The organism is Micromonospora sp. WMMB235, assembly GCF_001855515.1.
GTDB lineage: Bacteria > Actinomycetota > Actinomycetes > Mycobacteriales > Micromonosporaceae > Micromonospora > Micromonospora aurantiaca.
Genome location: NZ_MDRX01000001.1, coordinates 4,360,657 through 4,386,201 on the forward strand (window position 1 = coordinate 4,360,657; position 25,545 = coordinate 4,386,201).

Genomic DNA, 25,545 nt, shown 5'->3' on the forward strand with positions numbered 1-25,545 from the left:
ATCCGACAGGGCGCGGTTCCGGGCGTCCTCACATGCCGAGATCGCGCGCGATGATCATGCGCTGCACCTCGCTGGTGCCCTCGCCGATCTCCAGGATCTTGGAGTCGCGCCAGAAGCGGGCCACCGGGTACTCGTTCATGAAGCCGTACCCGCCGTGGATCTGCGTCGCCTCGCGGGCGTTGTCCACAGCGACTGTGGAGGCGTGCAGCTTGGCGATGGCCGCCTGACGCTTGAACGGCTCACCGGCGAGCATCCGGGCGGCCGCGTCGTAGTAGGCCAGCCGGGCCGTGTGCGCCTTCATCTCCATGTCCGCGATCTTGAACTGGATGGCCTGGTAGTTGCCGATCGGCTGGCCGAACGCCTGGCGCTCCTTCGCGTACTTGATCGACTCGTCCACGCAGCCCTGGGCCAGGCCGACGGCGAGCGCCGCGATGGCGATCCGGCCCTCGTCCAGGATGCGCAGGAACTGCGCGAAGCCCCGGCCGCGCTCCCCGAGCAGGTTGGCCGCCGGCACCCGGCAGTCGTCGAACGTCAGCTCGTGGGTGTCCGACGCATTCCAGCCGACCTTCGAGTAGCCGGGCGCGACGGTGAAGCCGGGCGTACCCGACGGCACGATGATCGTGGACAGCTCCTTGCCGCCGTCCGGCCGCGTACCGGTGACGGCGGTGACTGTGACCAGCGCGGTGATGTCGGTGCCGGAGTTGGTGATGAACGCCTTCGAGCCGTTGATGACCCACTCGTCGCCGTCCAGGACCGCGCGCGTCCGGGTGCCGCCCGCGTCCGAGCCGGTGCCCGGCTCGGTGAGCCCGAACCCGGCCAGCGCCTCACCGCTGAGCAGCTTCGGCAGCCACTGCGCCTTCTGCTCCTCGGTGCCGAAGCGGTAGATCGGCATCGCGCCGAGCGACACCGCCGCCTCCAGCGTGATCGCCACGCTGGAGTCGACCCGGGCCAGCTCCTCCAGCGCCAGGCAGAGCGCGAAGTAGTCGCCGCCCATCCCGCCGTGCTCCTCCGCGAAGGGCAGCCCGAACAGGCCCATCTTGCCCATCTGACGGACGATCTCGTACGGGAAGGTGTGCTGCTCGTAGTGCTCGGCGATGGTGGGCGCGACCACCTCGCGGGCGAATTCCCGGACGCTCTCCCGCAGCGCCTGCTGCTCCTCGTCGAGCCGGAAGTCCATGTCGATCCTCCTGGAAAGGGCGGGCCGCCGGGCGCTCGTGACGCCGGGAGCGGCTGAAGCGTTAGGAGGGGCCCCTTTACATGCACCAGGCGTTAAGAGGGGGCCCTTCCTTACCGGGTCAGACGGGGGTGACGCCGTGCCGGCGCCGGGAGAAGTGCCGCTCCTTGCCGCGCGCGGCGGTGAACCGGCGTACCAGCTCGGCGCGCAGCTCGTGCGGCTCGACGATCGCGTCCACCACCAGCTCGCTGGCGAGGCGCACCACGTCGATGTCGCGCTCGTACTCCTCGCGCTTCGCGGCCACGAACGCGGCGCGCTCGGCCTCGTCGGAGATGGCGGCGATCTTGTTGGCGTAGACCGCGTTGACGGCGGCCTCCGCGCCCATCACCGCGATCTTCGCGGTGGGCAGCGCGATCGTGGCGTCCGGCTCGAAGCCGGGACCGGCCATCGCGTAGAGACCCGCGCCGTACGCCTTGCGGACCACCACACAGATCTTGGGTACGGTCGCCTCGGAGATCGCCGTGATCATCTTCGCGCCGTGCCTAATGATCCCCTGCCTTTCCACCGCGCTGCCGACCATGAACCCCGGCACGTCGCTGAGGAACAGCAGCGGCACGTTGAACGCGTCGCAGAGCTGCACGAACCGGGTCGCCTTGTCGGCCGAGTCGACGAAGAGCACGCCGCCCTTGAACATCGAGTTGTTGCCGACCACGCCGACGACCTCGCCGTTGAGCCGGCCGAACCCGATGGTCAGCTCCTTGGCCCACAGCGCCTGGATCTCGAAGAAGCTGCCGGAGTCGAGCAGGCCCTTGACGTACCGGCGCATGTCGAACGCCTGCCGCTCGCTGGCCGGGACCAGCGCGGCCAGGTCGGCCTTCTCCGGCGCGGCCACCGCCTCGGCCGCCGGCGGGTCCTGCTTCCAGTTCGACGGCAGGTACGACAGGTACGTCCGCACCGCGTCGAGCGCGTCGTTCTCGGTCTTGCAGAGGAAGTGACCCACGCCGGACTCGGCGCAGTGCACCTTCGCGCCGCCCATCGCCTCCAGCGTGGTCTTCTCGCCGGTGACCATCTCGACCATCCGGTCGGAGCCGAGGTACATGCTGGCGTTGCCGTCCACCATGGCGACCACGTCGCAGAACGCCGGGATGTACGCCCCGCCCGCCGCGCTCGGCCCGAACAGCGCGCAGACCTGCGGGATCGAGCCGGAGGCGCGGACCTGGTTCCAGAAGATCTTGCCGGCGCCGCGCCGGCCCGGGAACAGGTCGACCTGGTCGGTGATCCGGGCGCCGGCCGAGTCGACCAGGTAGACCATCGGGACGCCGGTCGCGTACGCCCGCTCGATGATCCGGATGATCTTCTCGACGGTACGCGCACCCCAGCTGCCGGCCTTGACCGTGGAGTCGTTGGCCATCAGGCAGACCTGGCGGCCGTCGATCGTGGCGGTGCCGGTGACCACGCCGTCGGCGGGCAGCCCGTCGGCCATCGCGTTGGCGTAGAGCCCGTCCTCGACGAAGGAGCCCTCGTCGACCAGGTACGCCACACGCTCGCGGGCGAACAGCTTCCCCTTCGCGGCGTTTGCCGCGTGGTACTTGTCCGCACCGCCGGCGCGGGCGCGCTTGCGTAGCTGCTCCAGAGCTTCACCGTCGAGCGTCACGCCGACTCCCGTTGCCACGGCCCCCGCACAGGGCGCCCACCGACCTGAACGATCGTTAGGCTACCCCACCCGCACCATCCCCGGCACCCCACCACGCCCCCGCACCCCACCCACCCCCGCTCATTTCGTTGATCAAGGAGTTCGCGTCCTCGTTCGGGCCCCCGGAGGACACGAACTCCTTGATCAACAGAGCGGGGAGACGGGGTGGGAGGGGGCCGGTCAGGCGGGGCGGGGGGTCAGGCGGGTTCGGGGGCCGGCCCGGAGGACTCCGGACGGGAGCTTCTTGCCCACCAGGGTCTCGGCCAGCTCGGCGGCCTCGATCAGGGCGTCCAGGTCGATGCCGGTGTCGATGCCCATGTCGTGCAGCATGTGCACCGCCTCCTCGGTCGCCAGGTTGCCGCTGGCACCCGGCGCGTACGGGCAGCCACCGAGGCCGCCGACGCTGGCGTCGAACTCGGTGATCCCCAGTTCCATCGCGGTGAGCATGTTCGCCAGCGCGGTGCCACGGGTGTTGTGGAAGTGCAGCAGCACCGGCAGGTGGGCGTTGCGGTCCCGGACCGCCGTGACCAGTTCGCGGACGCGCCGGGGCGTACCCATGCCGGTGGTGTCGCCGAAGGCGACGCGGTCCGCGCCGTCGCGGGCGACGCGGTCGACGATCGCGGCGACCCGGCGGGGGTCCACGTCGCCCTCGTAGGGGCAGCCGAAGCTGGTCGCCACGATCACCTCGGCGGTGGCGCCCGCGCCGTGCAGCAGGTCGATCAGCTCGGCGATGTCGTCCAGCGACTCGTCGGTGGACCGGTTGACGTTGCGGCGGTTGTGCGTGTCGCTGGCCGAGACCACCACCTCGATCTCGGTGAAGCCCGCCGCCAGCGCCCGCTGTGCGCCACGGGTGTTCGGCACCAGGGCGGAGTAGCGCACGCCGTCGACCTTCTCGGCCCGCTGCCACACCTCGTCGGCGTCGGCCATCTGCGGGATCGCCTTCGGGTGGACGAAGGAGACGGCCTCGATGCGCCGTACCCCGGTGCGGGACAGCGCGTCGAGCAGCCGCACCTTCGCGTCGGTGGGGATGGGCTCCTCGTTCTGGAGGCCGTCGCGGGGACCGACCTCACGGATGCTCACGGAGCCTGGAAGTTCCGCCATCAGATTCACCTCACTGGGTCGAAGGTCAGCGCATCCGGGAGACGATGCCGGTGTCGTAGTCGCCGGAGAGGAACTCCGGGTTCTCCAGCAGCTCGGCGAAGAACGGCAGGTTGCACTTCGGGCCGGCGATCTCGAACTGGGCGACAGCCGCCCGCGCCCGCTCGACCGCCTCCTCGCGGGTCGCCCCGGTGAGGATCAGCTTGGCCATCAGGCTGTCGTAGAACGGCGTGACGGTGTTGCCGGCGACGTAGCCGGAGTCGACCCGGACGCCGGTGCCGGACGGCTCGTTCCAGGTGGTGATCGCGCCCGGGCCGGGCAGGAAGCGCTTCGGGTCCTCGGCGTTGATCCGCAGCTCGATGGCGTGACCGCGCGGGGTGAGCGCGTCCGGGTCGAACGTCGGCGCCAGGCCGGACGCCACCCGCAACTGCTCCTCGACCAGGTCGACGCCGTAGACGTACTCGGTGACCGGGTGCTCGACCTGCAGCCGCGTATTCATCTCCAGGAAGAAGAACTCCTGCGTCGAGGGATCGAGCAGGCATTCCACAGTGCCCGCATTGCGGTAATTGACCGCCTCGCCGGCCCGCACTGCGGCGGCCAGGAACCGCTCGCGCAACTCGGGCGACACCGCCGGGGACGGCGACTCCTCGACCAGCTTCTGGTTGCGCCGCTGCACCGAGCACTCCCGCTCGCCGAGCGCCACCACCCGGCCGTCCGCCAGGCCGAGAATCTGCACCTCGACGTGGCGCACCCGGGGGAAGTACCGCTCGATCAGCACCGACCCGTCGCCGAACATCCGCTCGGCGAACGCGCGGACCTTGTCGTACTCGGTGCGCAGCGCCGCCTCGTCGGCGGCCACGCCCATGCCCATGCCGCCGCCACCGGCGGCGGCCTTGACCATCACCGGGTAACCGATCTCCGCGGCTGCCGCGACCGCCGCGTCCAGGTCGCTCGCCGGTTCGGTGGTGCCGGGCGCGACCGGCACGCCCGCGGCCGCCATCAGGTTCCGGGCGTTGATCTTGTCGCCCATCGCGCTGATCGCGTCGGCGCCGGGCCCGACCCAGATCAGGCCGGCCCCTTCGACGGTACGGGCGAAGTCCGCGTTCTCGGACAGGAAGCCGTAGCCGGGGTGGATCGCCTGCGCGCCGGTGCTCCGGGCGGCGTCGAGGATCGCCTCGACGTTCCGATAGCTCTGGGCCGGGTTCGCCGGGCCGACGCAGACCGCCTCGTCGGCCTCGGTCACGAACGGCAGCGCGCCGTCGGCCTCCGAGTGCACCGCGATCGTCCGGATCCCGAGCCGCCTACCGGTGCGGATGATCCGCCGCGCGATCTCCCCCCGATTCGCGACCAACAACGATTCGATCATCTTCTGCACGGACGTGACCCCTTCTCGACGCAAAGCCGGGGTCTCTTCTTAACACGCGTTAAGGTACGCGCGGCGTGTCAGGTCGGGTCGGTGGGCGCGAGCAGGGCCGCGAGGGTCGCGCCGCGCAGCAGTTCGGCCCGGCGCCGGCGGTCCACCTCGCCGCCGAGGAACGGCGTCGAGTTCATCAGGCCGAACGCCGCGTGGGCGAGCACCCGGGCCGCGCCGTCGGGCAGGCCGGGGTGCAGCGCGGTCAGCACGGTGACCCATTCCTCGACGTACATCCGCTGGAGCCGGCGGATCCGGCGGCGCGGCTCGTCCGGGAGGCGGTCCAGCTCGTGCAGGTGCAACGCGATCACCGCCGGGTTCGCCAGCGCGAAGTCGACGTGGAAGTCGATCAGCGACTCCAGCGCCGCACGCGGGTCGCCCGGGTGACCGGCGGCCCGTTCCCGCCCGCCCGCGAGCAACCCCTCACTCACCGGGATCAGGGCGGCGACGAGCATCGCCTCCTTGCCGGCGAAGTGGTGGTAGAGCGCGGGACCGGTGACCCCGGCCGCCGCGCCGATGTCGTCCATCGACACACCGTGGTAGCCGCGCGCCGCGAAGAGGCCGACCGCGATCTCCAGGATCTCGTCCCGCCGGGACCGGCGCCGGGCCGCACCCGCCGCACCCCGTGCCTGCTGTTCCACCGCCACCGGACCAGCCTAGACCTCGCGTTCGAACTGGGGCAGCCGCGGTTACCCAACGGTTGCCCCAGCCCGTCGTGTCAGTCCTCCTCGATGCCGTGGTCGGCGCGGACCTTCGACGCCTCGGCCTCCCGGCCCTGCTCGTCGAGCGCGCGGGCGAGCAGCCAGGCGGCCTGCGTGGCGGGACGGGAACCGCTGGGCAGCCCGCCCAGGACCGGGCGCAGCAGCCCTTCGGCCTGCTCCGGCCGCCCGTCGCGCAGCAGCAGCTCGCCGGTCAGCACCTCGACCTGCGCCGCCTCGCCGAACGCCTCGATCGACCGGAGGCGCTCCGGCACCCCGTCCACCCGGTCCAGCGCGGCGGTGAGGCGGTCCTCGCCGATCAGCACCCGGGCCACCGCGTCGGCGGCCATCGCCCGCTCGTACGTGACCACCGGCGCCTCGTCGGCCTCGGCCGGGAGCGCGGCCGCCGCCTCGTCCACCCGCTCGATCGCTGCGACCGCGGCCGGCAGGTCGCCGGACCAGTGCAGGGCGAGCAGTTCCCGCCGCCGGGCCCGCAGCTCGTCCACCTGGAAGCCGGCCAGCCGCCAGGCGGTCGCCGCCGCCGCGAACCGCTGCGCGGCCAGGGCGTCCCGGTCGGCGTCGTACAGCAGGCCACCGGACTCCTCCAGCACCTGCGCCCGGTGGGGGAGATTGTCCGGCCCGTCCAGGTTCTCGGCCAGCGTGTCGAGCACCGTGAGCGCCAGATCCGTCTCGCCGAGGCCGGCGTAGATGCCCGCCAGCATGTGCCGGCACCGGTCCGCCTCGGCCTGCGCGCCGGCCCGGTCGAGCCCGAGCACCGCCTCCTCGGCCACCTCGGCGGCCTCCGCCAGCCGACCGGCCACCCGGTACGCCTCGGCCAGCTCCCAGCGCAGCAGCGCGTCGCCCTCCAGCCCCTGCTCGACGCAGAGAGTGACCGCCTCGGCCAGATCCTCCACCGCCTCGCCGGCCCGGTCGGCGGCCATCAGCGCCCGTCCCCGGGTGACCCGCAGCGGCAGGTGGGCGCCGGCCGGGGCGACCGACAGCGCCTCCTCGCACGCGGCCACCGCGTCGGCCGGGTCGTCGGTGGCGCGGGCGTACGCCAGGCAGGCGCCGGTGAGCATCTCGGCGTCGCCCAGCTCGCCCGCCAGCCGGCGGGACCGCGCCGCCGCGTCCCGGAACTCCTCGGCCCGCTCCAACTGCTCCAGCACGTGCGTGCGGTGCAGCGCGACCCGCCCGGCCAGCCACGGATCGGCGTCCGCCTCCGCCTCGGCCCGGTCGAGCGCGTCGAGCGCCTCCGCCCACTGCTCGCGGTGCACGTGGGCCAGGGCCAGCCGATCCCAGCCGGCGGCCCGGTCACGCGGCTCGCCGTGCTCGGTCAGGTAGCCGGCCGACTCCCGGGCCAGGGCCATCCCCTCGTCCGCGCTCTCCTCGACCATGCTGAGCAGCACACCGAGCCGCCCGGCCACCACCTGGGCGCGCAGCGGATCCGGCACCTCCCGCCACGCGGCGAGCGCCTCGCGGTTGACCTCGATCGCCACCGGCACGCCGTCGTCGTCCTGGGACAGCTCACCGGCCCGCAGCTCCAGCCGCCAGGCGCGGGTGGTCGCGGGCACGTCGGCGTCACCGAACCGCTCGTCGTACGCGTGCAACGCGGCGACCAGGCCGTCCCGGCGGTTGGTGCGCCAGCACTCCTCGGCCAGCGCGAGCAGCTCGTCGGCACCGGCGTCGGCCGGCACGGTCACCGGCTTCGGAGAGGCCACCGGCGCGTCCGAGCCGGTCCGCGGGGCGGGCACCGCCGGGCGGCGCAGGCTCGCGGAGAGCGGCAGGTGCTCGCCGACCGGCCCGGCCGCCAGCTTGCGGGCGATCAGGCCGGACTGGTGCGTGGTGCCGTTGCGCGCGTCGAACCGCTCGGCCAGCGCGGTCGCCGTACCGGCCAGCTCGTCGGCGAGCGCACCCGCCGGCACGTCGGCGGCGGCCCGCTCGCCGGAGGCGCGGCGGTGCACAGTCAGCTCGGCCGGCACCTGACGCAGCGCGGCCGAGGCGGCGGCCGCGAAGTGCATCGCGGCCGCAGGGGTGGGCGCGCGGTCCAGCCAGTCCAGGTGGCGCTCGACCAGTTCCAGGGCGCGGGCCTCGTTGCCGGTCACGGTGCAGAACTCGACGTGGTCGGCGATGTCCCACAGGTCGGCGAGGTGCCCGCGCACCCGCCGGTACGCCTCCCGGTGCGCGTCCCGCGCCGCGTCGGTGCGGCCGGTCTCGCGGTAGGGCGTGAGCAGCGCGGTGAGGATCCCCTGCGGCTGCTCGCTACAGGTGAGCCGCCCGGCGAGCACCGGCTCGGCCAGCGCCACCGCCTCCTCGTGGCGGCCGTGCCGCACCAGGTGCGCGACCTGCGTGGTCGGGTCGCAGCCGGCGCAGTCGGAGAGCGTGTCGCGCGGGGTGGTCATCCACTTGCGGTACCACTGCTCCGCCGCCTCGTCGTCGCCCAGGTGCGCGGCCACCAGGTAGCGGTGCTTGTAGACCGCCTGGAGCGAGTGCCCGGAGTCGCGGTAGCGCCGTTCCATGTCGTCGAGCACCGCGTACGTCCGGTCCAGCGGCAGCTCCGGGAACTTCACCATGGCGTTGACCATGTACTTGAAGAACCAGAGCAGCTGGTGCGTGTAGCGCTGGTGGTAGGGCTGCGGATCCTTGTCGTACTCGGCCAGGCACCAGGAGAACGTGACGAAGGACTTCGCCGGTTCGCCGCCGTAGACGTACGCGGTGGTGCCGGTGACCCGGGCGGCGAAGGCGAGGTGCCTGTCGTCGCCCGCGTCGGCGCGGCGCAGCAACTGCTCCAGCGCGGCGATCTGCCCCGGCCCGTACGGCATGGATTCGATCTCGTGGTGCATCCGCCAGAGGTCGTCGTCAGTCACGGGTCTCTCCCGGTACGGCCCGGCCGAGCAGGCCGAGGAAGGAACTGTTCAGCAGTGCGGCGTCGGCCGCCCGGATCGGGTGGTGCCCGAGCAGCAGGGCCTGCCCGTAGAGCGCCTCGACGGCCAGCCCGACCAGCTCCGGGTCGGCGAGCGTGGTGACCCGGCGGACCAGCGGGTTGCGGTGGTTGAGCACCAGTTGCGGGCGGTCCGGCGGCGCTGAGGCGGCGAGCGCGTCGAGCACGCCGCCCCACAGCTCGTCGGCCTTGTCCCGGCTGGCGGCGAGCTGGTCGTGGAACGCGGCCGACCGGGACACCAGGTAGAGCGCCGGCAGCGAGACCGGGTCGTACGCCCGGATCACGACCTCACAGCCGAGCCGTTCCAGGGCCCGCTGCGCGGCGGTGAGGAACGGCCGCAGGGCCAGTTCGGTCGCCGGGTCGAGGATCTCGAACCGGGTGGTCAGGTCGCTCGGCTCAAGCCGCTCGATCAGCACCGATCGGTCCACTGTGGGCAGCCGCTCGATCAGCTCGGTGTCGTACGTGTAGCCGCCGTTGACCACTGCCACGTCCTGCGCGGCGGCCACGGCGGCGAGCTGGCGGAACTCGTCCAGGCTGGCGGCGTACCGGAGCACGCCGTGCCGCTGCCGGAACTCGGCGAGCGTCATCGTGCCGACGTTGGTGTCCATCGGCCACCACTGGTCGACCAGCCGCAGCATCTCGTCGTCGTGCATCGCGAGCGCCTTGACGCCGAGGTGGTGCACCTGGAGGAACTCGCCGAGCCGGCGCGGGTCGTGCTTGGCGAGCCGGACCAGCCAGCCGCGGATCTGGTCGCCGAGCGCCTCCCGGACGGAGGTGAGAAGCGCGTCCTCGTAGAGCGCCTCGCGGCTGGCGGTGGGCCGCAGCTCGCTGGCGTCGACCACGCAGTGGGCGAAGAAGGCCCACTCGGGCAGCAGCCCGTCGGCGTGCTCGCTGAGCAGCATCCGCTTGAGGTAGACCCGGTGCCCGGCCCGGGCGGCCGGGTTCACCGCGGCGGGCAGGATGAACGCCACGCCGGTCAGGCCGGCTTCGGGCACCGACAGCGGCACCACGTCGAACGGGGCGAAGCCGAGCAGCTCCTGCGCGTACCGCTGGAGGGCGGCCCGGTCGACCGGCGCCCCGGGTGTGGTCGGCCACGGCGGCGGGCCGGCGGTGGTCGGCGTGTCACCGACCCGTACGTCGACCGGCAGCAGGCCGCCGTAGAGGCGGGCCAGCTCGGTGACAGTGGGTACGCCGAGCCACTGGTCGGCGTCGCGCCGGGGCACCAGCGTGACTGTCGTGCCGGGCTCGTCGCGGGCCTGTTCCGGCTCGGCGAGCCGTACCGCGTACCGCCCGTCGGACCAGCCCGTCCAGAGCACTGTGGGCTCGTCGGCGTGCCGGGTGACCACCCGGATCTCGTCCGCCACCAGGAAGCAGGAGAGCAGGCCGATGCCGAACTGGCCGAGGAACTCGTGCCGGGAGAAGCCCAGCTCGTCGCGCTTGGAGCTGCGGCCGATGGTGGCGAGCAGTTCGTGCACCTGCGCCTCGGTCAGGCCGATGCCGGTGTCGTGCACGCGCAGCGTCCCGTCGCCGGTCAGCTCCGGCGGCTCGATGCGGACCCGGGCCGGGGCTTTCGGCTCGGTGGACCGGCGCGCGGTGATCGCGTCGACGGCGTTCTGGAGCAGCTCGCGCACGTAGACCCGCGGACTGCCGTAGAGGTGATGACTGAGCAGGTCGACCACGCCACGGAGGTCCACCTGGAAGGTGCGGTCCAATCGCGCTCCCGGTTCGGATTTTCGGCGCTCACCGTACCGGTCAGCGCCGACAGTGTCCGTCCCGTTTCACCCGGCGGCTTGACCCTCCACCGGGTGCAGGGCACACCGTCTCCTGGCATGACGATCACCGCCGTCCCGGGCCGCGACTACCGGCTGCTCTGGTCCGCCGCCGTCTGCTCGCAGGTGGGGGACTCCCTGCGTACGCCGGCTCTGGCCCTGCTGGCCGCCACGCTCACCCGCGACCCTCGCGCGGTAGCCGCGGTGACAGTGGCCGGGCTCCTTCCGCCGCTGCTGTTCGGCCTGCTCAGCGGCGTGTACGCGGACCGGTGGGACCGGCGGCGGACGATGGCGGTGGTGGACGGGGGGGCGGGCCGTGGTGGTGGCGGCGCTGGCCTGGTCCGTGGCGACCGGGCACGCCGGGATCGCCACGCTGGTCGTCGTCGCCTCGCTGCTCGCCCTGCTGGGCACGCTCTTCGACGCGTCCGCGTACGCGCTGCTGCCCACTGTGATGCCGCCCGAGGGGCTGGCGGGCGCCAACGCCCGCCTCCAGGCCGGAACGGCGGTGGCCGGCGGTTTCGTCGGCGCCCCCTTGGCCGGTGTCCTCTTCGCCGTCTCCCCCGCACTCCCGTTCACCGCCGACGCCCTGACCTTCGCCCTGGCCGCCGTCCTCATCCTCGCCATCCCCGCCCCGGCTCCCCGCCGATCTTGCACTTTCCGCCCCGGCAAGGCCGCACAAAAAGGACAGTCGAGGGGCCGCAACCGCAAGATCAACGAGGACAAGGGCGGGGTTTGGCAGGGGATTCGGTTTCTTCGACGGGATCGGGTTCTCCGGGCGCTGACAGTCGGGACGGCCGGGTCGAATCTGGCCATCGGAGGGCTGGCCTCGGTGCTCGTGCTCTATGCGCTGGCCGTGCTTCGGGTGCCGGAGGCGGCGTACGGGCTGTTCGCGGCCGGCGCGGTCGCGGGCGGGCTGGGCGGCGCGCTGTTCGCCGGACGGCTGGCCGCCCGCTTCGGCACGCTGCCCACGCTGCGTGTCGTGCTGCTCGGTCAGACGCTGGCGCTGGCCGGATTCGCGCTGGCCCGGCACCCGCTGACCGGCGGCCTCGCGATGGCCGGGTTCACCGCCGGCTCCACGATCTGGAACAGCCTGCGGGCGGCGTACGGGCAGCGGCACGTACCCCCGGATCTGCTCGGCCGGGTGGGCGCGGCACAGCGGGTGGCCGGGTTGGCCGCCGCACCGGCCGGCGCGGTGCTGGCCGGTCTCGCCGCCCAGGCGTTCGGCCTGACGCCTGTCCCCTGGGCGGCCGCCGCGGTCTTCGCCCTGGTCACGGCCGCCGTCTGGGTGACCTTCCGAGCGCGCACCGGCCCGCCCGCCGCGCCACCGCACTGATCACCCGCCCCGCGGGTCAGCCACCGGGCCGCGCGGGCTCGAAGCCGGCCAGGCGAACGGCGATCCGGTGACGGACCGGCGGGAGCGTGGAGACCGTCCGGAGCAGCAGATTCCGCAGCGGTCGCACGGCCGGCGGTGCGGCGGCGAGCCGGGTCAGCCCGGCGGCGAAACCGAGCACCTCCTCGGCGCGGGGGCGACGGTCGGCGGCGTACCCGTCGAGGGCCTGCGGGCCGGCGGCGAGCGCGTCGCCGAGGGCGACCGCGTCGCGCAGGCCGAGGTTCATCCCCTGCCCACCGGCCGGGCTGTGCACGTGCGCGGAGTCCCCGGCGAGCAGCACCGGCCCGGACCGGTAGGTGCTCGCGATCCGGTGGTGGATCCGGAACCGGGACGCCCACGCCATGCCGGTGACCCGGTCCGGCCGGCGCGCCGGACCGCGCTCGTCCAGCAGCGCCTGGAAGTGGTGCGTCTGCGGGTCGCGCGGCGCGTCGTCCACAGTGGCGACCAGCCGGACCGTGCCGTCGGGCAGCGGCGCCCAGACCAGCGGGCCCCGCCGGGACAGGAAGAGGCTCACCTGGTCGCGCGGGAGCGCGCTGTCCACGTGGACGTCGGCGAGCAGGAACGACTCCCCGGGGTCGGCCGGGCCGCCGAAGCCGATGCCGGCCAGCTCGCGGACCCGGCTGTGCATCCCGTCCGCGCCGACGACCCGGCGTGCCCGGACCGCGCGGCCGCCGTCGAAGCGGGCGACGGCGCCGTCGCCGTCGAGGTCCAGGCCGGTCATCTCGTACGGCCGCAGCACGCGCCCACCGAGCGCGGTGAGCCGGTCGGTGAGCACCGCCTCGGTCTCGGCCTGGGAGATCAGCAGCGCGTACGGGTAGCGCGACGGCAACCTGTCGAAGGGGACGGTCACCAGCACCCGGTCCCGGTCGCGGACGCTGAACCGGGCCGAGTGCAGCCCTCGCGCGGCCAGCGGCGCGGCGACCCCGATCCGGTCCAGCACCTCCAGGGTGCCGGCGTGCACGACTGCGGCGCGCGAGGTGACCGGCGGCTCGGCGAGCCGGTCGACGACGGTAGCGGTCACCCCGTGCCGGGCGAGCGTGACCGCCACGGCCAGGCCGGTCGGCCCGGCTCCCACCACGAGGACGTCGGTGCGTTCGGGCAGCATCGCTTCCACCTCCGGGCTCGGTCAACAACTGTTTGCCAACGCTTGTTGACTTCACTGTAGAGCCGATGTCAACACGCGTTGGCATACAGTCGTGGACGTGACCGAACCCGCCACCCGCACCCGCCGCGCGGACGCCACCCGGGCGGCCATCCTGCGTGCCGCCCGGGAACGCTTCGCCGCCGACGGCTACGACCGGGCCACCATCCGGGCCATCGCCGCCGACGCCCGCATCGACCCGTCGATGGTGATGCGCTACTACGGCAGCAAGGAGGGGCTGTTCGCCGCGGCGGCCGAGTTCGACCTGCGCCTGCCCGACCTGGCCGAGGTGCCGCCGGACCGGCTCGGCGAGACACTGACCCGGCACTTCGTACGCCGCTGGGAGGCGGACGGGACACTCGTCGCCCTGCTCCGGGCCGCCGCCACCAACCCCGGCGCGGCCGAACGCATGCGCGGGATCTTCGCCGGCCAGCTCGCCACCGCGGTGGCCCGATCCGGTGCCGACCCGGCGACCGCCGACCGCCGGGCCGGTCTGGTGGCCAGTCAGATCCTCGGTCTCGCGCTCACCCGGTACGTCGTCCGGCTGCCACCCGTGGTGGACCTCGACCCCGAGGAACTGGCCGACTGGGTCGGCCCGACGATTCAGCGCTACCTGACCCAACCTTTGCCCCCGTCCCGCGCGTCTGGCGGGTGACGGAGGGAGGAGCCGGATGGGGCGTGACGCGGACGACGGGCGGGCGGACTACCTCGCCTTCGTCGAGTCGCACCAGCACCGGCTGCTGCGTGCCGCGTACCTGATCTGCGGGAACCGCCACCAGGCCGAGGACCTGCTCCAGGACGCGCTGCTCAAGCTGGCGCTGCGCTGGCCGTCGGTGCGCGACGGCGACCCGGCCGCGTACGTGCGCGCCATCCTCTACCGCGACGCCGTCTCCTGGTGGCGGCGCCGACGCCGGGAGTGGCTCAGCGCGTACCCACCGGACCGGCCGGGTGCCGACGCCGACGCGGCGCTGCGGCTCACCGTGCGCGCCGCGCTGGACCGGCTGCCGCCACGTCAGCGGGCCGTCGTGGTGCTGCGCTACTTCGAGGACCTGACCGAGGTCGCCACCGCCGAGGCGCTCGGCGTCACCGTCGGCACCGTCAAGAGCCAGTGCCACGACGCGCTGCGCAAGCTGCGCGACGTCGTACCCGCCCCCGGCACGTCCGGAGACGGCCTGGTGACCGGGATGGAGGCGAACCCGTGAGCGAACCCGAGCTGACCCGGCTGCTGACCCGGGCCGCCGAGGAGATCCGGCCGACCCGGCTGGCCGAGGCAGGATGGGAGCGGGCCGGACGGGTCCGCCGCGCCCGCCGGGCCGCCGGCGTCGCGGCCGTCGCCGTGGTCCTGCTCGGTGGCGGTACGACCGCGCTCCTGCACCGCTCGGGCCCGCCACCGGCCGCACCGCCCCGCCCGACTGTGACGGCGGCACCTAGCGCGCCTGTGGTGCAGCGGCCCCCGGACCGGCTCGGCGAGGCGGGCGACCCGCTGGGCCGGCTCGGCGACCGGGTCGCCTTCGCCCTCTCCGACCGGCCGGTGAGCCGGGCGCTGGCGCTGTACCAGCCGGTCGACCCGGAGACCGGCGACGCCGGTCCGGTCCGGGTGCTGGGTGACGACGGCATGGTCCGGGAACTCGACGTGGTGACGCTCGCGCCCACCCGCGACGCCGAGGGCAACGAGGCCACTCCGCTGAAGCCGGGCAGCCTGTCGCCGGACGGCCGGACCGCCGCGTTCGCGCAGACCGGTGAGGTGGTCGTGGTCGGCCTGACCGACGGCGCGGTCCGCCGCTATCCGCTCACCGGCTACCTGGAACACGTGCTCTGGGCCGGGGACCGGCTGCTGGTCGGGGACAACGACACCACGTACGAGCTGGACCGGCGCACCGGGTCGGCGCGGAAGCTCGCGGTCGACCCGTGGACGCTCGTCGTGCCCGAGCCGGCCCGGTCCGGTGACCTGTTCACAGTCGGCGGCTGGTCCGGGGACGGCGGCCTGGCCGTACGCCGGTTCCCCGCCTCGGGTGGCGCGCCGGAGCGGCGGCCGGTGACCGCCGGGGAGCTTCCCCCCGGCTACCAGCTGAACGAGGTCTACGGGCGGGGCTGGCAGCGCGGCGACCGGATCGCCCAGGCCGGGTGGACCACCACCGCGGGCGCCGCCGGCACGATGAGCGGCGCCGAGGGCGTGGCGGTGCTGGACGCCCGTACCGGCGCGGTGACCCGCCTGCTCGACCTCGGGCGCGAGGGCCGGACCAAGGGGTGCTGCGAGGTGTACGGCTGGACCGCCGACGGCGCGGTGCTGCTCCGCTACGACGCCGGGCTGGCCCGGTGGCGGCCGGAGACCGGCGCCGTCGACTGGGTGGCGAGCAACGTCCCCGGCCGGCTGTCGATAGCCGCCCGCTGACCGGTCCGGAACGCGGCCGGACCGGCGTAACAGCGGAACCGGCCGGTCCAGCCGCCGTGACGACGGGACCGGCCGGGACGCCTCAGCGGGTCAGGCCGCCGGGCTGGTCGCCCTTCACGACGGGGGCCCGGACCAGGTTGCCCCACTCGGTCCACGAGCCGTCGTAGTTGCGCACCTGCGGGAACCCGAGCAGGTGGTGCAGCACGAACCAGGTGTGGCTGGACCGCTCACCGATCCGGCAGTACGCGACCACGTCGTCGGACGGGCTCAGCCCGAGCTGGTCGCCGTAGATGGCGCGCAGCTCGTCGGCGGACTTGAACGTGCCGTCGTCGTTCGCGGCGGACTTCCACGGCTTGCTCACCGCGCCCGGGATGTGCCCGCCACGCAGCGCGCCCTCCTGCGGGTAGTCCGGCATGTGCAGCATCTCGCCGGTGTACTCGCCGGGCGAACGCACGTCCACCAGCGGCCGCCCGGCCGCCACGTGCGCCATGACCTGCTCCCGGTACGCGCGGATCGGCGCGTCGTTGCGCTCCGGCACCGGGTACGAGGCGCGGGGCCGGCTCACCTTGTCCCGGGTCAGCTCCCGCCCCTCGGCGATCCACTTCTGCCGGCCGCCGTCGAGCAGACGTACGTCCTGGTGACCGAAGAGGGAGAAGACCCAGAGGGCGTACGCGGCCCACCAGTTGAAGTTGTCGCCGTAGAAGACGACTGTGTCGTCCCGCCCGATGCCCTTGGCCGCGCACAGCTCGGCGAAGCTCGCGGCGTCCAGGTAGTCGCGGGTGACCTGGTCGTTGAGTTCGGTGTGCCAGTCGACCTTGACGGCGCCGGGGATGTGGCCGGTGTCGTAGAGGAGCACGTCCTCGTCGGACTCGACCACCACGAGCCCTTCGTCGCCCAGGTGCTCGGCCAGCCACTCGGTGGTGACCAGGCGCTGCGGGTCGGCGTACGACTGGAGGTGGGGATGCGGATCGCTCGGCACAGGCATGATCCCCAAGGTACGCCGGATCAGCGCGGTGCGGTGCCGGTCAGGCGCGGCGGTGCACCAGGCGGCCGGCGACCACTGTCGCCAGGCAGGAACCGTCCGCGTCGAACACGGCGAGGTCGGCGCGCCCGCCGGTCACCAGCGCGGGCGGCCGGACCGTGGGCAGCACCGCCACCTCGTTGCGCGCCGCGGCGGAACGCAGCGCCGGGTCGGTGACGTGTTCGTCGAGCACGGCGGCCACGCCGAGCCGGAACAGCGCGTGCACCCGCTCGCGGGGCGTGGGCGCCGGCGGCAGCGGGCCGTCGTGCACGAGCGCCGGCCCGAGCGTGCCGGCCCACCGCCGCACCCGCACCCCCGGGTACGCGCCGGACAGCTCGGCCGTGGGCACTATCGCCTCGACCCGGTCACCGGCGACCACGACCGCCAGCCCGGTGCGGGGTGGATCGTCGGGTGTCAGCCGCAGCAGGTCGGCGGCGTGGACGGTTCGCACGCTCAGTCGCGCTCGACCGGCCCGAGCACCGGCCGCTTGGCGGTGACGAAGTCGCCGGAGGACCGCCCGGTCAGCCGGCGCTTGATCCACGGCGCCAGGTGCCGGCCGGCCCAGCGCAGGTCGGCGGCGCGCGCGGCGAGCCACGGGCTGGGCGCCGGATGCGGCGGCACCATCAGCCACTCCTCCTCGCAGCCGATGCCGAGCGCGGTGAGCACCTGGGCCGCGACCCGGCGGTGGCCGGCGGCCGACAGGTGCAGCCGGTCGGTGCTCCAGAGCAGCGGGTTGAGGTAGGTGTCGTCGGCGTACAGGTCGACCAGGATCGCGCCGTGCCGCTCGGCCACCTCGCCGACCGCACGGTTGAGCAGCGCGACCCGGGGGGCCACCAGCCGCTGGCCGGGCAGCCGGGCCATCACGTCGGCGAACCGGAACAGCACCACGTCGCTGCCGCCGGACCGCAGCCGCTGCACGACCGAGTCGAAGCGGGGGACGAACGAGTCCGGGTCGAAGCTGCGGCGCAGCACGTCGTTGCCGCCGGCCGCGAAGCTGATCAGGTCGGGCTTCATGGCCAGCGCGGACGGCACCTGCTCGGCCACCACGTTGGGGAACAGCCGGCCGCGGATGGCCAGGTTGGCGTACCCGAAGTCGGGCCCGGCCTCGGCGGCGAGGCGGGTGGCGACCAGATCGGCCCAGCCCCGGTAGCTGCCGTCCGGATACGCGTCGTCCATGCCCTCGGTGAAGCTGTCGCCCACCGCCACGTAGCTGCGCCAGCGCACGGCGCCTCCCTCAGACGTCCCGGCAGAAGTGCGTCGCACAGTCTGTCACCGCGCGGACCGGTCCCGCTGACCCTGGACGCCGGACGTGGCGGATGTCTCGACGTCCTGTTCACGACAGCCACCCGAGGGGACAAATCCGTCCGACACGTCCGGCGGGGCAGAATCCGTCGTCCGGACCGGGGATGATGTCTGCCGTCATCCGGCCGGGCGAAACCGTCCGGCCGGTCCCGCACACGGCACGAGCGAGGAACCACATGACGCAGGGGCACCCACCGGCGGGCTGGCCACCGCCCGGCAACGCCGACCCCCGGTACGCCGCAGCACCGCCGCCCGCGCAGCCGGGACCGTGGGGGCCGCCGCCTGCGACGCCGAAGTCCCGCCGAGGGCTCTGGATCGGGCTCGCGGCGGGTGCGCTCGCGCTTGCGCTCTGCGCCGGCACGGCGGTCGGCGTCGGGCTGGGCCTGCGCGGCGACGACGAGGAGGGCCCGGCGCCGAAGGCGGCAGCCGGCGCGAACGGCGTCACCGTCACGAACGCCGAGCTGACCGCCCTGCTCGACCGGCACAGCAAGGCGCTGGCGGCGAAGGACCTGGACGGCTACCTGGCCGCGTTCGACCCGGCCCGTAAGGAGCTGATCGCCGGGCAGACCCAGCTGTTCCGCAACCTGGGGAAGCTGCCGCTGTCGGTGGCCCGCTACGAGACCATCGAGCGGCAGGGCCGCGCCGGCGACGCCTTCGGGCAGGGCGTCACGTTCCAGCTCGACGTCTCGTTCGTGCACCAGCTCGACGGCTTCGACCTGGCCCCGGTCACCGAGTGGTACCGCTGGACGATCGTCCGCACCGGCAAGGACGCGCCGATCCGGGTCACCGCTGTGACCGGCGCTCCGGCCGCCGGGAACGGTGGCTCGAAGACCGTCCACTACCCCGGTCCGTGGGACAAGTGGCGGGAGATCCACGTCGAGCGGACCCCGCACGCCCTGCTCATCGCCGACGCCGCCCGGGCCGGCGTGGCGAAGCGGTACGCCCCGGCCGCCGATGTGGCGGTCACGAACGGCCTGGCCGTGTGGCGGGCCAGCGGGCCGCCCGGCCCGGTGCCGAGCGGCTTCGTCATCACGCTCGCCGACGGCAAGGACGAGATGACCTCGCTCTACCGGATCGGCACCGAGAAGGCCACCGAGGCGGGCTTCTCGCTGGGCCTGGTCGCGGCCGAGCGCAAGGACGGCAAGGCCACGATCGGCGGCACCCGCATCGTGGTGGACACCCGCGACCGTTACTTCAGCCGTACCAGCGGCGACAACGACGCCCGCATGGTGTTGCGGCACGAGGTGGCGCACTCCCTGATGACGCCCCGCACCGACCTGACCGCTGTGGACGCGTTCAGCAAGCTCGACGAGTGGGTGGTCGAGGGCTTCGCCGAGTACATCGCGTTCCACGGCCGCCCGCTCGGTGCCAGCGAGCGCACCGCGCAGGCCCGGCAGCTGGTCCGCGGCGGGTGGAACGGCACGCTGCCCGGCAACGGCGAGTGGGACGACCCCGACCGGCTGAGCTTCCACTACTGGCTCGGGCACGCCGCGATGAACCACCTCGCCGAGAAGCACGGCGAGGTGAAGCTGTTCCGCTTCGTCGAGGCCGTCTACGGCGGCACCCCGACCGACCGCGCCGCCCGGGACGTGCTGGGCGTGTCGCTCGACGAGTTCCAGGCCGGCTGGGCCGCCTACGTCCGCGCGCAGGCGCGCTGACCGGGAACGGAGACGACGAATGACGTACCAGCACCAGCAGCCGCCGCCCGCGTACCCGCCGGCGGGATGGCCGGGTCCGGCCGGTGCGCCGCCGGCGGCGCCGAAGCGGCGCGGACGCGTGGCGTTGCTCGTCGCCGGTGGCCTGGTGGCCGTGCTCGCGGTCGCGGCCGGCACCGCCTACGGCGTGTCCCGGCTGGTCGGCGGCGATGACGACGACGGGAGGAAGCTGCGTACCGCCTGGGTGCTCGACTTCCCGGAGCGGCAGCGCAACGGGCTGAAGACGTACGACGGGCAGGACATGTTCGGCGCCTGGCTGGTCGGCGACGCGGTGGTCCGGGCCCAGCCGGACGGCGTCATCGCCTACCGGCTCGACGACGGCGCCCAGGCGTGGGGCGTGCCCGCGCCCCAGGCGACCTCGCTGTGCGCGGCCGCGCAGACGCTCGCCGAGGGGCGGGGTGTGGTGGCGCTCGGTTCCGCCGACTCGTGCGACACGATCGTCGGCTTCGACGCTGCCGCCGGCACGCAGACGTGGCGGGCGACGTTCCCCGTCGAACGCCGGACGGGCCGGTCCGAGATCGTCGCCCCGGACCTGTCGGTGACCGCCGGGCAGGTGGTCGTCCGCAGCGGCGAGAACGTCCTCGGCTACTCGCTGGCCGACGGCAAGCGGCTGTGGCAGACCGACGCCGACCGGCTGCTGCCGGGCCGCGACTGCCGCCTGACCGACGCGCAGGCCGCCGGGGACCAGGCCGTTGTGACCGCGCTCTGCGACGGCGACCGGGGCGCGCTGCTCGGTCTGGACCCGGCCACCGGCAAGCCGCGCTGGCAGCAGAAACTGCCCGCAGCGCAGCAGAGCGCCGGGGTGCTGAGCGTCGACCCGCTGGTCAGCCTGCCCGGTCTGAGCACCGAGACGTTCGTCGCGCGCGACGCCGCCGGCAAGGCGCGGGCCACGTTCGGCAACCCCGTCGACGGTACGCGGTTCAGCGACCTGCCGGTCAACCGTTCCAACACGGTGAGCGGGCCGGGGATCCGGCCGTACCTGGCCGACGCGGACACGCTCTACCTGCCCACCGAGGCGACGAACGTCGGCGGCAAGATGCGCCAAGCCAACCAGGTGGTGGCGATCGACCTGGCCACCGGGAATCGGCGCTGGGTGTCGGCCGGGCACACCGACAGCGAGGTGGAACTCGTCCGCCTCGACGAGCAGGGCGTGCTGGCGTGGGAGGTGGGCGACCGGCGGGACCTCGCCCCGCGGCTGGTCCGGATCGACCCGGCCACCGGCGAGGTCACAGTCGTGGCCGAGGCGCCGCTGTCGGCCGGCACCGAGGGCAGCGACGCGAAGGTGCTGGAGCGAGACGGCACAGTGGTGCTGGTGCCGTGGAAGCACGTCACAGCGGATGCGGCGATCACCGTGCTGCGCTGAAAAGACACGGGGCGGGCCACCCGTCGGTGACCCGCCCCGCGTCGCCTTTCGTCAGGCAGGCACGTAAGCCAGCAGCAGCGCCCCGCTCAGCCCGGCCGGCTCGGTCACCGTCCCGACCGGCTGGAAACGCTTGTCCAGAACGCTGATGCCGTTGTCGCGCCGGACCAGCACCGTGCCGTCGGTGCTGAACAGGATGCTCCGCACCTCGCCCGTGCCGGGCAGGTCGACCACCTTGCTGGTCCTGGTGTCGACCACCGCGAAGCTCCCGTCGTTGCGGGTCTCGTCCTTGTTGATCCAGCCGACGGCCACGTACCGGCCGTCCGCCGAGACGCTGCGGACCCGCCAGCCGTCGTAGCGGGCCGCCTGGGCCGTCGGCGGCGTGTAGCGGTAGAACGTCACCTTCGGGTCGGTCGTCGCGTACGGCCGCCCCTCGGAGACGGCGGCCCAGTTGCGGCCGTCCGGCGTCCACCACTTCAGAGTCTCGTTGCCGGCGTCGCCGTCGGCGGGCTTGCGGCTGCTCAGGTCGATGAGCGCCATGTGGCCGTCCTGCTGCACCAGCACCCGGTCGTTGGTGTTCCACACGAGCGGGTCGCCGCCGTCGCAGGGCGCCTTGCCGGAGAAGGGCGGCTCCGTCGCGATGGTGGCCCGGTCGCTGCCGTCGATCCGGGTGGTCACGAGCTTGCCGGCCTCCGCTCCGGCCGCTCCCTCCACCCAGGCCAGCCGCTCGCCGTACGGCGAGATGGTGATGGTGTTCCGGACGCAGTCGCCGCCGCCGTACGGGACGCTGGCGCTCACCCGGTCGGTGCCGCCCTTGACGACGTGCACCTCCGCGGCCTGCTCGCCGAACGACAGGTAGTACCGGGTGCCGGGCAGTGCGGCGGAGGAGGCGTCCGACGGGCTCGGGGCGGCGGACGACGGTGCGGCGGCGGACGACTGCCCGGCTGCGGGGGCGGTCGGCGTGGACCCGCCGTCGCCGCAGGCGCTCACGCCCACGGCGACGAACGCGGCGGCGGCGAGGGCGGCGACGGTACGTAGTCCGCGGGCGCTGGTGACGATGACGTTCACGATTCGATCCTCGGGGGTTGGTTGGTGCGCGTCTCTGATGCACTCCCAGACGTCGGTTTCGATCTGCATGGTTGCCGCCTGATCGAAAGAACTTCGGCCCCGGGTCGGCGGACGCGGACAGGCCCCCGGCGCACGAAGCGCCAGGGGCCTGTAGGGGTTGTCTGAGGCGGCTCAGGGCACGTACGCCAGCAGTGCCCGGTTCCGGGTCGGTGCCGGCTCGGTCACCGTGCCGAGTGGCTTGAACTCACGGTCGAGGACCGTGATGCCGGTGCCGCGCCGCAGCAGCACCGTGCCGTCGGCGCTGAACAGGATGCTCCGTACCTCGCCCGTGCCGGGCAGGTCGACCACCTTGCTGGTCCTGGTGTCGACGACCGCGAAGCTGCCGTCCCGGCGGGACGGGTCGGTGCCGATCCAGCCCACTGCCACGTAGCGGCCGTCGGTGGACACGCTGCGGGCCTCCCAGCCGTCCCACTTCGCGGCCTCCTGCTGGGGAGGGGTGTAGGTGTACTGCCGCAGGTCGGTGGTGTCCGAGACGTAGGGTTTGCCGTCCGACTCGGCGGCCAGCCAGGTGCCGTCGGCGGACCAGCAGCGTTTGGTCTCCTGGCCCGGGTCGCCGACGACCTGCTTGTTGGCCACCACGTCGTAGAGCACGGACTGGCCGTTCTTCCGCTGCACCATCAGCCGGTCGTCGCCCTTCCACCGCATCGGCCGGGCGCCGAAACAACTGATCCCCTCCGCGAGGGTCGTCGCCCCCTTGTCTCCGACGGTGGCGATCAGCAGCACCCCGCTCGCGTTGTCGGTGCTGTCCTGCACCCAGACCACCCGCTTGCCGTCCGGCGAGACGCTGACGGTGTTGGACTCGCAGCGAGAGGCGGCTTCGTGGACGACCTCGTGGACCACCCGGTCCCGCGTGCCGCGGACCTCATGGATCCGCGATCGGGTGGACGTCTGCTCCAGGTAGTAGCGGGTACCGGCGAGCGCCGACTGCGACTGGCCGGTGGCGGTACTCGCGTCGGGGGAGGGCGTACGGGACGGCTCGACCGGCGGGGCGGTGACTGTGACCGACGGGCCGGCCGGGGCGGGCGCCTGGCTGTTCGGCCGGATCGCCAGCGCGGTCCCGGTCGCGGCGGCCAGCACCACGAGCGCGGCGGCGGAGGTGGCGACGGCCCGCTGGACACCGAGCCGCCGCGAGGTACGCAGCGCCCGGTCCCGCAGGTCGACCGGGGTGACCTCCTCGGCCAGGTCGGCCAGGTCGAAGCGCAGTCGGTCCTGGTTCATCGGGCGGTTCCTTCCGTGACGTACAGCTCGGCGAGCTCCGGGGCCACGCTGCGCAGCTTCGCCAGCGCCTTGGAGGTCTGGCTCTTGACGGTGCCGACGGTCACGCCGAGCAGGTCGGCGGCCTCGGCTTCGGTGCGGTCCTCGAAGAACCGCAGGACCAGCACGGCCCGTTGCTTGGCGGACAGCCGGGCCAGCGCGGCCCGGAGAGCCAGCCGGAGCGTGGTCTGCTGGGCGTGGTCGGGGGCCGAGTCGCCTCCGCGCGGCTCGGGCATGTCGCCCGGCATCGACTCGGCCACCCGGCGGCGCCGCCACCAGGAGACCTGCAGGTGGTACATGGTCTTCCGGGTGTACGCCTCAGCGTTGCCGGTCTCGTGCAACCGGTTCCAGGCACGGTGGGTACGGGCGAGGGCGGACTGGACGAGATCCTCGGCCAGATGCTGGTCGCCGGTCAGCAGGTAGGCGGATCGCAGTAACGCGGGGGTGCGAGTTCGGACGAACAGGTCGAACTCATTCAGGAGAGGGTCCACACGAGCCGGTCCTTGGGGTCAGGTGGTACATCAGCGTGACGCCTTCCGAGACGCCACCTGCGCACGCCATGGTTGCCGCCGCCGGTGACTCTTTCTCGACAGGCCCCGGCCGGACGTCAGCAGTCGAAGACCGACCAGCAGATGTCGTTGCGCAGGCGCTGGTCGTCCAGGACCAGGTCGCGGATCTCCGCCGGGAGCTGGTCGCGCTGCCACCGGCACTCGTCGCGCCCGGCCGCCTCGCCGAGACCGGCGGGCGCCGCCGCGCGTACCGCCTTGATCGCGTACGCGGCGGCACCGAGTTCGTGGGCGGCCACGTGGGCCACGACGGCGGCCTGACCGGCGGCGTACGCGGCGTTGCGTGCCGCCCCGCGCAGGTCCCGGGCCGCACCCATGGCGTGACCGCCCGCCGCACGCGCCTCCATCATCCTGACCTCGCCCCGCACCCAGGCGCGGGCGTGCTCGATCGCCTCGCGTGGGCGGCTGTCCTCCGGCCGGACCGCCTCGAACAGGCCGAGGACGTGCTCGGCGCAGGTGGCGGCCCAGAGCGCCAGCAGGTGGTGGTGCTCGTCGGTGAGAGTGCCGCCCCGGCGGATCGTCGTGAACCGGGGATCGCGGATCTTCGGCAGGATCACGACGCGGCCTCCGGCCCGGCGGTGCCCTGGCGCAGGTCGTGGTCCAGAGTGCTCATCAGCCGGGCGACCCGGCTGCCGCCGCCGGTCAGCGGCGGATAGCGGCGGAGCACGTCGACGAGCACCGGCGTGGCGAGCCGTCGGGACCGGTCCACCTGCGAATCCCCGACGGCCTCGTCGCCGCCGGCCTCCAGTTCGGCGACGCGCGCGGCGTTGGCGGCCGCCCGCAGGATGTGACCGACCTGGGTGGCCTTCGCGATCGGGTGCAGGTACGCGGCCGCGGCGGCGTCACCCGCGGTCCGGGCAGCCAGGCGCGCGGCCTCGGTGGGCGCGGACCGGGCGGCCCGGTGCGCGTCGAGGGACGTGACCCGCTGGAGTCTCGTCCGGGCGGCGCCGCGCGCGAACATCCAGGCCGCGTCGACAGCCGCGCGGGGACGCGGGTCACCGGGAACCGCCCGCTCGTAGACCGGGAGCACGTCCTCCGCGTGCCGGACCGCGTACCGCGCCACCTCGCGCAGCTCGTCCATCGTCAGGTCGAAGTCCCCGGGCGCAGTCATGTCGCGGGCATCGTATCGGTGATGCTGCGCCGGTACGGGCCCCAGCCGACGAACCGCTCGAACAGCTCGCGCGGGGTCGGCCCGTCCTGCGGATTGAGGCGGAACAGGTCGTGGGTGGCCTCGTGGTAGAGCCCGGACAGGTAGACGGCCAGGTCGACGGGGTGGTCCGCGTACTCGACCTTGAGCAGCAGGCGGGCCTGCGCGCAGGGCCACGGCCCGCCGCAGGCGCGGCAGAGCCAGAGCGGCCGGATCGGCAGGTGGGCCGGGTGGTCCGGCGGGTAGGGGCGGGGCCGATCGGGGTACGGCCCGAGCCGCGGTACGGAAAGGTTCATGCGTGACAGTCTGCTAACGACACCACTACGCTCGGAAGTCGTCGCGGCCGGT

Annotated in this window: 23 protein-coding genes and 1 pseudogene; 7 read left to right on the plus strand and 17 right to left on the minus strand. The window is 73.7% G+C overall.

Features of this window, described 5'->3' with window-relative positions:
• Nucleotides 1-28: 28 nt before the first annotated feature.
• The 7 genes from BFV98_RS19120 to BFV98_RS19150 all read right to left on the minus strand — a co-directional run bounded on the left by BFV98_RS19120 (nt 29) and on the right by BFV98_RS19150 (nt 10,724).
• Entirely contained in the window at nt 29-1,177 is a 1,149-nt protein-coding gene (locus BFV98_RS19120; RefSeq protein WP_013283288.1) for an acyl-CoA dehydrogenase family protein, read from the minus strand.
• Between the two features lie 118 nt (nt 1,178-1,295).
• Nucleotides 1,296-2,828: an acyl-CoA carboxylase subunit beta gene (locus BFV98_RS19125; RefSeq protein WP_071097286.1), complete on the minus strand. Its 1,533-nt coding sequence runs from the start codon at nt 2,826-2,828 to the stop codon at nt 1,296-1,298.
• Between the two features lie 219 nt (nt 2,829-3,047).
• The gene (locus tag BFV98_RS19130) at nt 3,048-3,968 is read right to left on the minus strand and encodes a hydroxymethylglutaryl-CoA lyase (RefSeq protein ID WP_071097287.1); all 921 of its coding nucleotides are present in this window, start codon (nt 3,966-3,968) and stop codon (nt 3,048-3,050) included.
• A gap of 25 nt (nt 3,969-3,993) precedes the next feature.
• Nucleotides 3,994-5,331, minus strand: a complete 1,338-nt coding sequence (locus BFV98_RS19135) for an acetyl/propionyl/methylcrotonyl-CoA carboxylase subunit alpha (protein WP_030269621.1) — start codon at nt 5,329-5,331, stop codon at nt 3,994-3,996.
• A 77-nt stretch (nt 5,332-5,408) separates the two neighbouring features.
• Entirely contained in the window at nt 5,409-6,023 is a 615-nt protein-coding gene (locus tag BFV98_RS19140) for a TetR/AcrR family transcriptional regulator (protein WP_013283284.1), read from the minus strand.
• A gap of 71 nt (nt 6,024-6,094) precedes the next feature.
• The gene (locus BFV98_RS19145) at nt 6,095-8,938 is read right to left on the minus strand and encodes a hypothetical protein (protein ID WP_071097289.1); all 2,844 of its coding nucleotides are present in this window, start codon (nt 8,936-8,938) and stop codon (nt 6,095-6,097) included.
• Nucleotides 8,931-10,724, minus strand: coding sequence for an HSP90 family protein (locus tag BFV98_RS19150; RefSeq protein WP_071097291.1), 1,794 nt, complete (start codon nt 10,722-10,724; stop codon nt 8,931-8,933). The genes BFV98_RS19145 and BFV98_RS19150 overlap by 8 nt, the downstream gene beginning before the upstream one ends.
• Nucleotides 10,725-10,841: 117 nt before the next feature.
• On the opposite strand from BFV98_RS19150, the pseudogene BFV98_RS32750 reads away from it, so the two are divergent.
• Together BFV98_RS32750 and BFV98_RS19155 are read left to right on the plus strand one after the other, a co-directional pair.
• A pseudogene (locus BFV98_RS32750) lies at nt 10,842-11,021 on the plus strand (MFS transporter); the annotation flags it as partial.
• Between the two features lie 76 nt (nt 11,022-11,097).
• Nucleotides 11,098-12,114 carry an MFS transporter gene (locus BFV98_RS19155; RefSeq protein ID WP_255368168.1) on the plus strand — a complete coding sequence of 339 codons (1,017 nt, stop codon included), beginning with the start codon at nt 11,098-11,100 and terminating at the stop codon, nt 12,112-12,114.
• Nucleotides 12,115-12,130: 16 nt separating this feature from the next.
• Here BFV98_RS19155 and BFV98_RS19160 read toward each other — a convergent pair whose 3' ends face one another.
• Nucleotides 12,131-13,276: an FAD-dependent monooxygenase gene (locus BFV98_RS19160; protein WP_071097293.1), complete on the minus strand. Its 1,146-nt coding sequence runs from the start codon at nt 13,274-13,276 to the stop codon at nt 12,131-12,133.
• A gap of 91 nt (nt 13,277-13,367) precedes the next feature.
• On the opposite strand from BFV98_RS19160, the gene BFV98_RS19165 reads away from it, so the two are divergent.
• The 3 genes from BFV98_RS19165 to BFV98_RS19175 are packed head-to-tail and all read left to right on the plus strand — an operon-like array spanning nt 13,368 to nt 15,704.
• Nucleotides 13,368-13,967: a TetR family transcriptional regulator gene (locus tag BFV98_RS19165; RefSeq protein ID WP_071097295.1), complete on the plus strand. Its 600-nt coding sequence runs from the start codon at nt 13,368-13,370 to the stop codon at nt 13,965-13,967.
• Between the two features lie 16 nt (nt 13,968-13,983).
• Nucleotides 13,984-14,514: a SigE family RNA polymerase sigma factor gene (locus tag BFV98_RS19170; protein ID WP_013283278.1), complete on the plus strand. Its 531-nt coding sequence runs from the start codon at nt 13,984-13,986 to the stop codon at nt 14,512-14,514.
• Entirely contained in the window at nt 14,511-15,704 is a 1,194-nt protein-coding gene (locus BFV98_RS19175; RefSeq protein WP_071097296.1) for a hypothetical protein, read from the plus strand. The genes BFV98_RS19170 and BFV98_RS19175 overlap by 4 nt, the downstream gene beginning before the upstream one ends.
• 82 nt (nt 15,705-15,786) lie before the next feature.
• On the opposite strand, the gene BFV98_RS19180 is transcribed toward BFV98_RS19175, so the two are convergent.
• The 3 genes from BFV98_RS19180 to BFV98_RS19190 are packed head-to-tail and all read right to left on the minus strand — an operon-like array spanning nt 15,787 to nt 17,949.
• Complete coding sequence (locus BFV98_RS19180; RefSeq protein ID WP_013283276.1) at nt 15,787-16,689, minus strand: sulfurtransferase; 903 nt, start codon at nt 16,687-16,689, stop codon at nt 15,787-15,789.
• A 40-nt stretch (nt 16,690-16,729) separates the two neighbouring features.
• Nucleotides 16,730-17,176 carry a hypothetical protein gene (locus BFV98_RS19185; protein WP_013473340.1) on the minus strand — a complete coding sequence of 149 codons (447 nt, stop codon included), beginning with the start codon at nt 17,174-17,176 and terminating at the stop codon, nt 16,730-16,732.
• A 2-nt stretch (nt 17,177-17,178) separates the two neighbouring features.
• On the minus strand, nt 17,179-17,949 hold the full coding sequence (locus BFV98_RS19190) for an SGNH/GDSL hydrolase family protein (RefSeq protein WP_013473339.1): 771 nt from the start codon (nt 17,947-17,949) through the stop codon (nt 17,179-17,181).
• 254 nt (nt 17,950-18,203) lie between these two features.
• Here BFV98_RS19190 and BFV98_RS19195 point away from each other — a divergent pair, with 254 nt between their 5' ends.
• Together BFV98_RS19195 and BFV98_RS19200 are read left to right on the plus strand one after the other, a co-directional pair.
• Entirely contained in the window at nt 18,204-19,685 is a 1,482-nt protein-coding gene (locus BFV98_RS19195; RefSeq protein WP_071097298.1) for a hypothetical protein, read from the plus strand.
• A gap of 19 nt (nt 19,686-19,704) precedes the next feature.
• Nucleotides 19,705-21,105: a PQQ-like beta-propeller repeat protein gene (locus tag BFV98_RS19200; protein WP_071097300.1), complete on the plus strand. Its 1,401-nt coding sequence runs from the start codon at nt 19,705-19,707 to the stop codon at nt 21,103-21,105.
• Nucleotides 21,106-21,156: 51 nt separating this feature from the next.
• Here the strand turns inward: BFV98_RS19200 and BFV98_RS19205 are convergent, their stop codons facing one another.
• From BFV98_RS19205 to BFV98_RS19230, 6 genes are all read right to left on the minus strand, one after another.
• A complete protein-coding gene (locus BFV98_RS19205) occupies nt 21,157-22,170 on the minus strand; it encodes a hypothetical protein (protein WP_255368169.1) in 1,014 nt (337 codons plus the stop codon).
• A gap of 171 nt (nt 22,171-22,341) precedes the next feature.
• Entirely contained in the window at nt 22,342-23,448 is a 1,107-nt protein-coding gene (locus BFV98_RS19210) for a hypothetical protein (protein WP_071097303.1), read from the minus strand.
• A complete protein-coding gene (locus BFV98_RS19215) occupies nt 23,445-23,975 on the minus strand; it encodes a SigE family RNA polymerase sigma factor (protein WP_071097305.1) in 531 nt (176 codons plus the stop codon). Before BFV98_RS19215 ends, BFV98_RS19210 begins: the two co-directional genes overlap by 4 nt.
• Nucleotides 23,976-24,091: 116 nt before the next feature.
• A complete protein-coding gene (locus BFV98_RS19220) occupies nt 24,092-24,607 on the minus strand; it encodes a putative immunity protein (protein WP_071097307.1) in 516 nt (171 codons plus the stop codon).
• Nucleotides 24,604-25,161: a putative immunity protein gene (locus BFV98_RS19225; protein ID WP_071097309.1), complete on the minus strand. Its 558-nt coding sequence runs from the start codon at nt 25,159-25,161 to the stop codon at nt 24,604-24,606. Before BFV98_RS19225 ends, BFV98_RS19220 begins: the two co-directional genes overlap by 4 nt.
• Complete coding sequence (locus BFV98_RS19230; protein WP_083395299.1) at nt 25,158-25,493, minus strand: hypothetical protein; 336 nt, start codon at nt 25,491-25,493, stop codon at nt 25,158-25,160. Before BFV98_RS19230 ends, BFV98_RS19225 begins: the two co-directional genes overlap by 4 nt.
• Between the last annotated feature and the right edge of the window lie 52 nt (nt 25,494-25,545).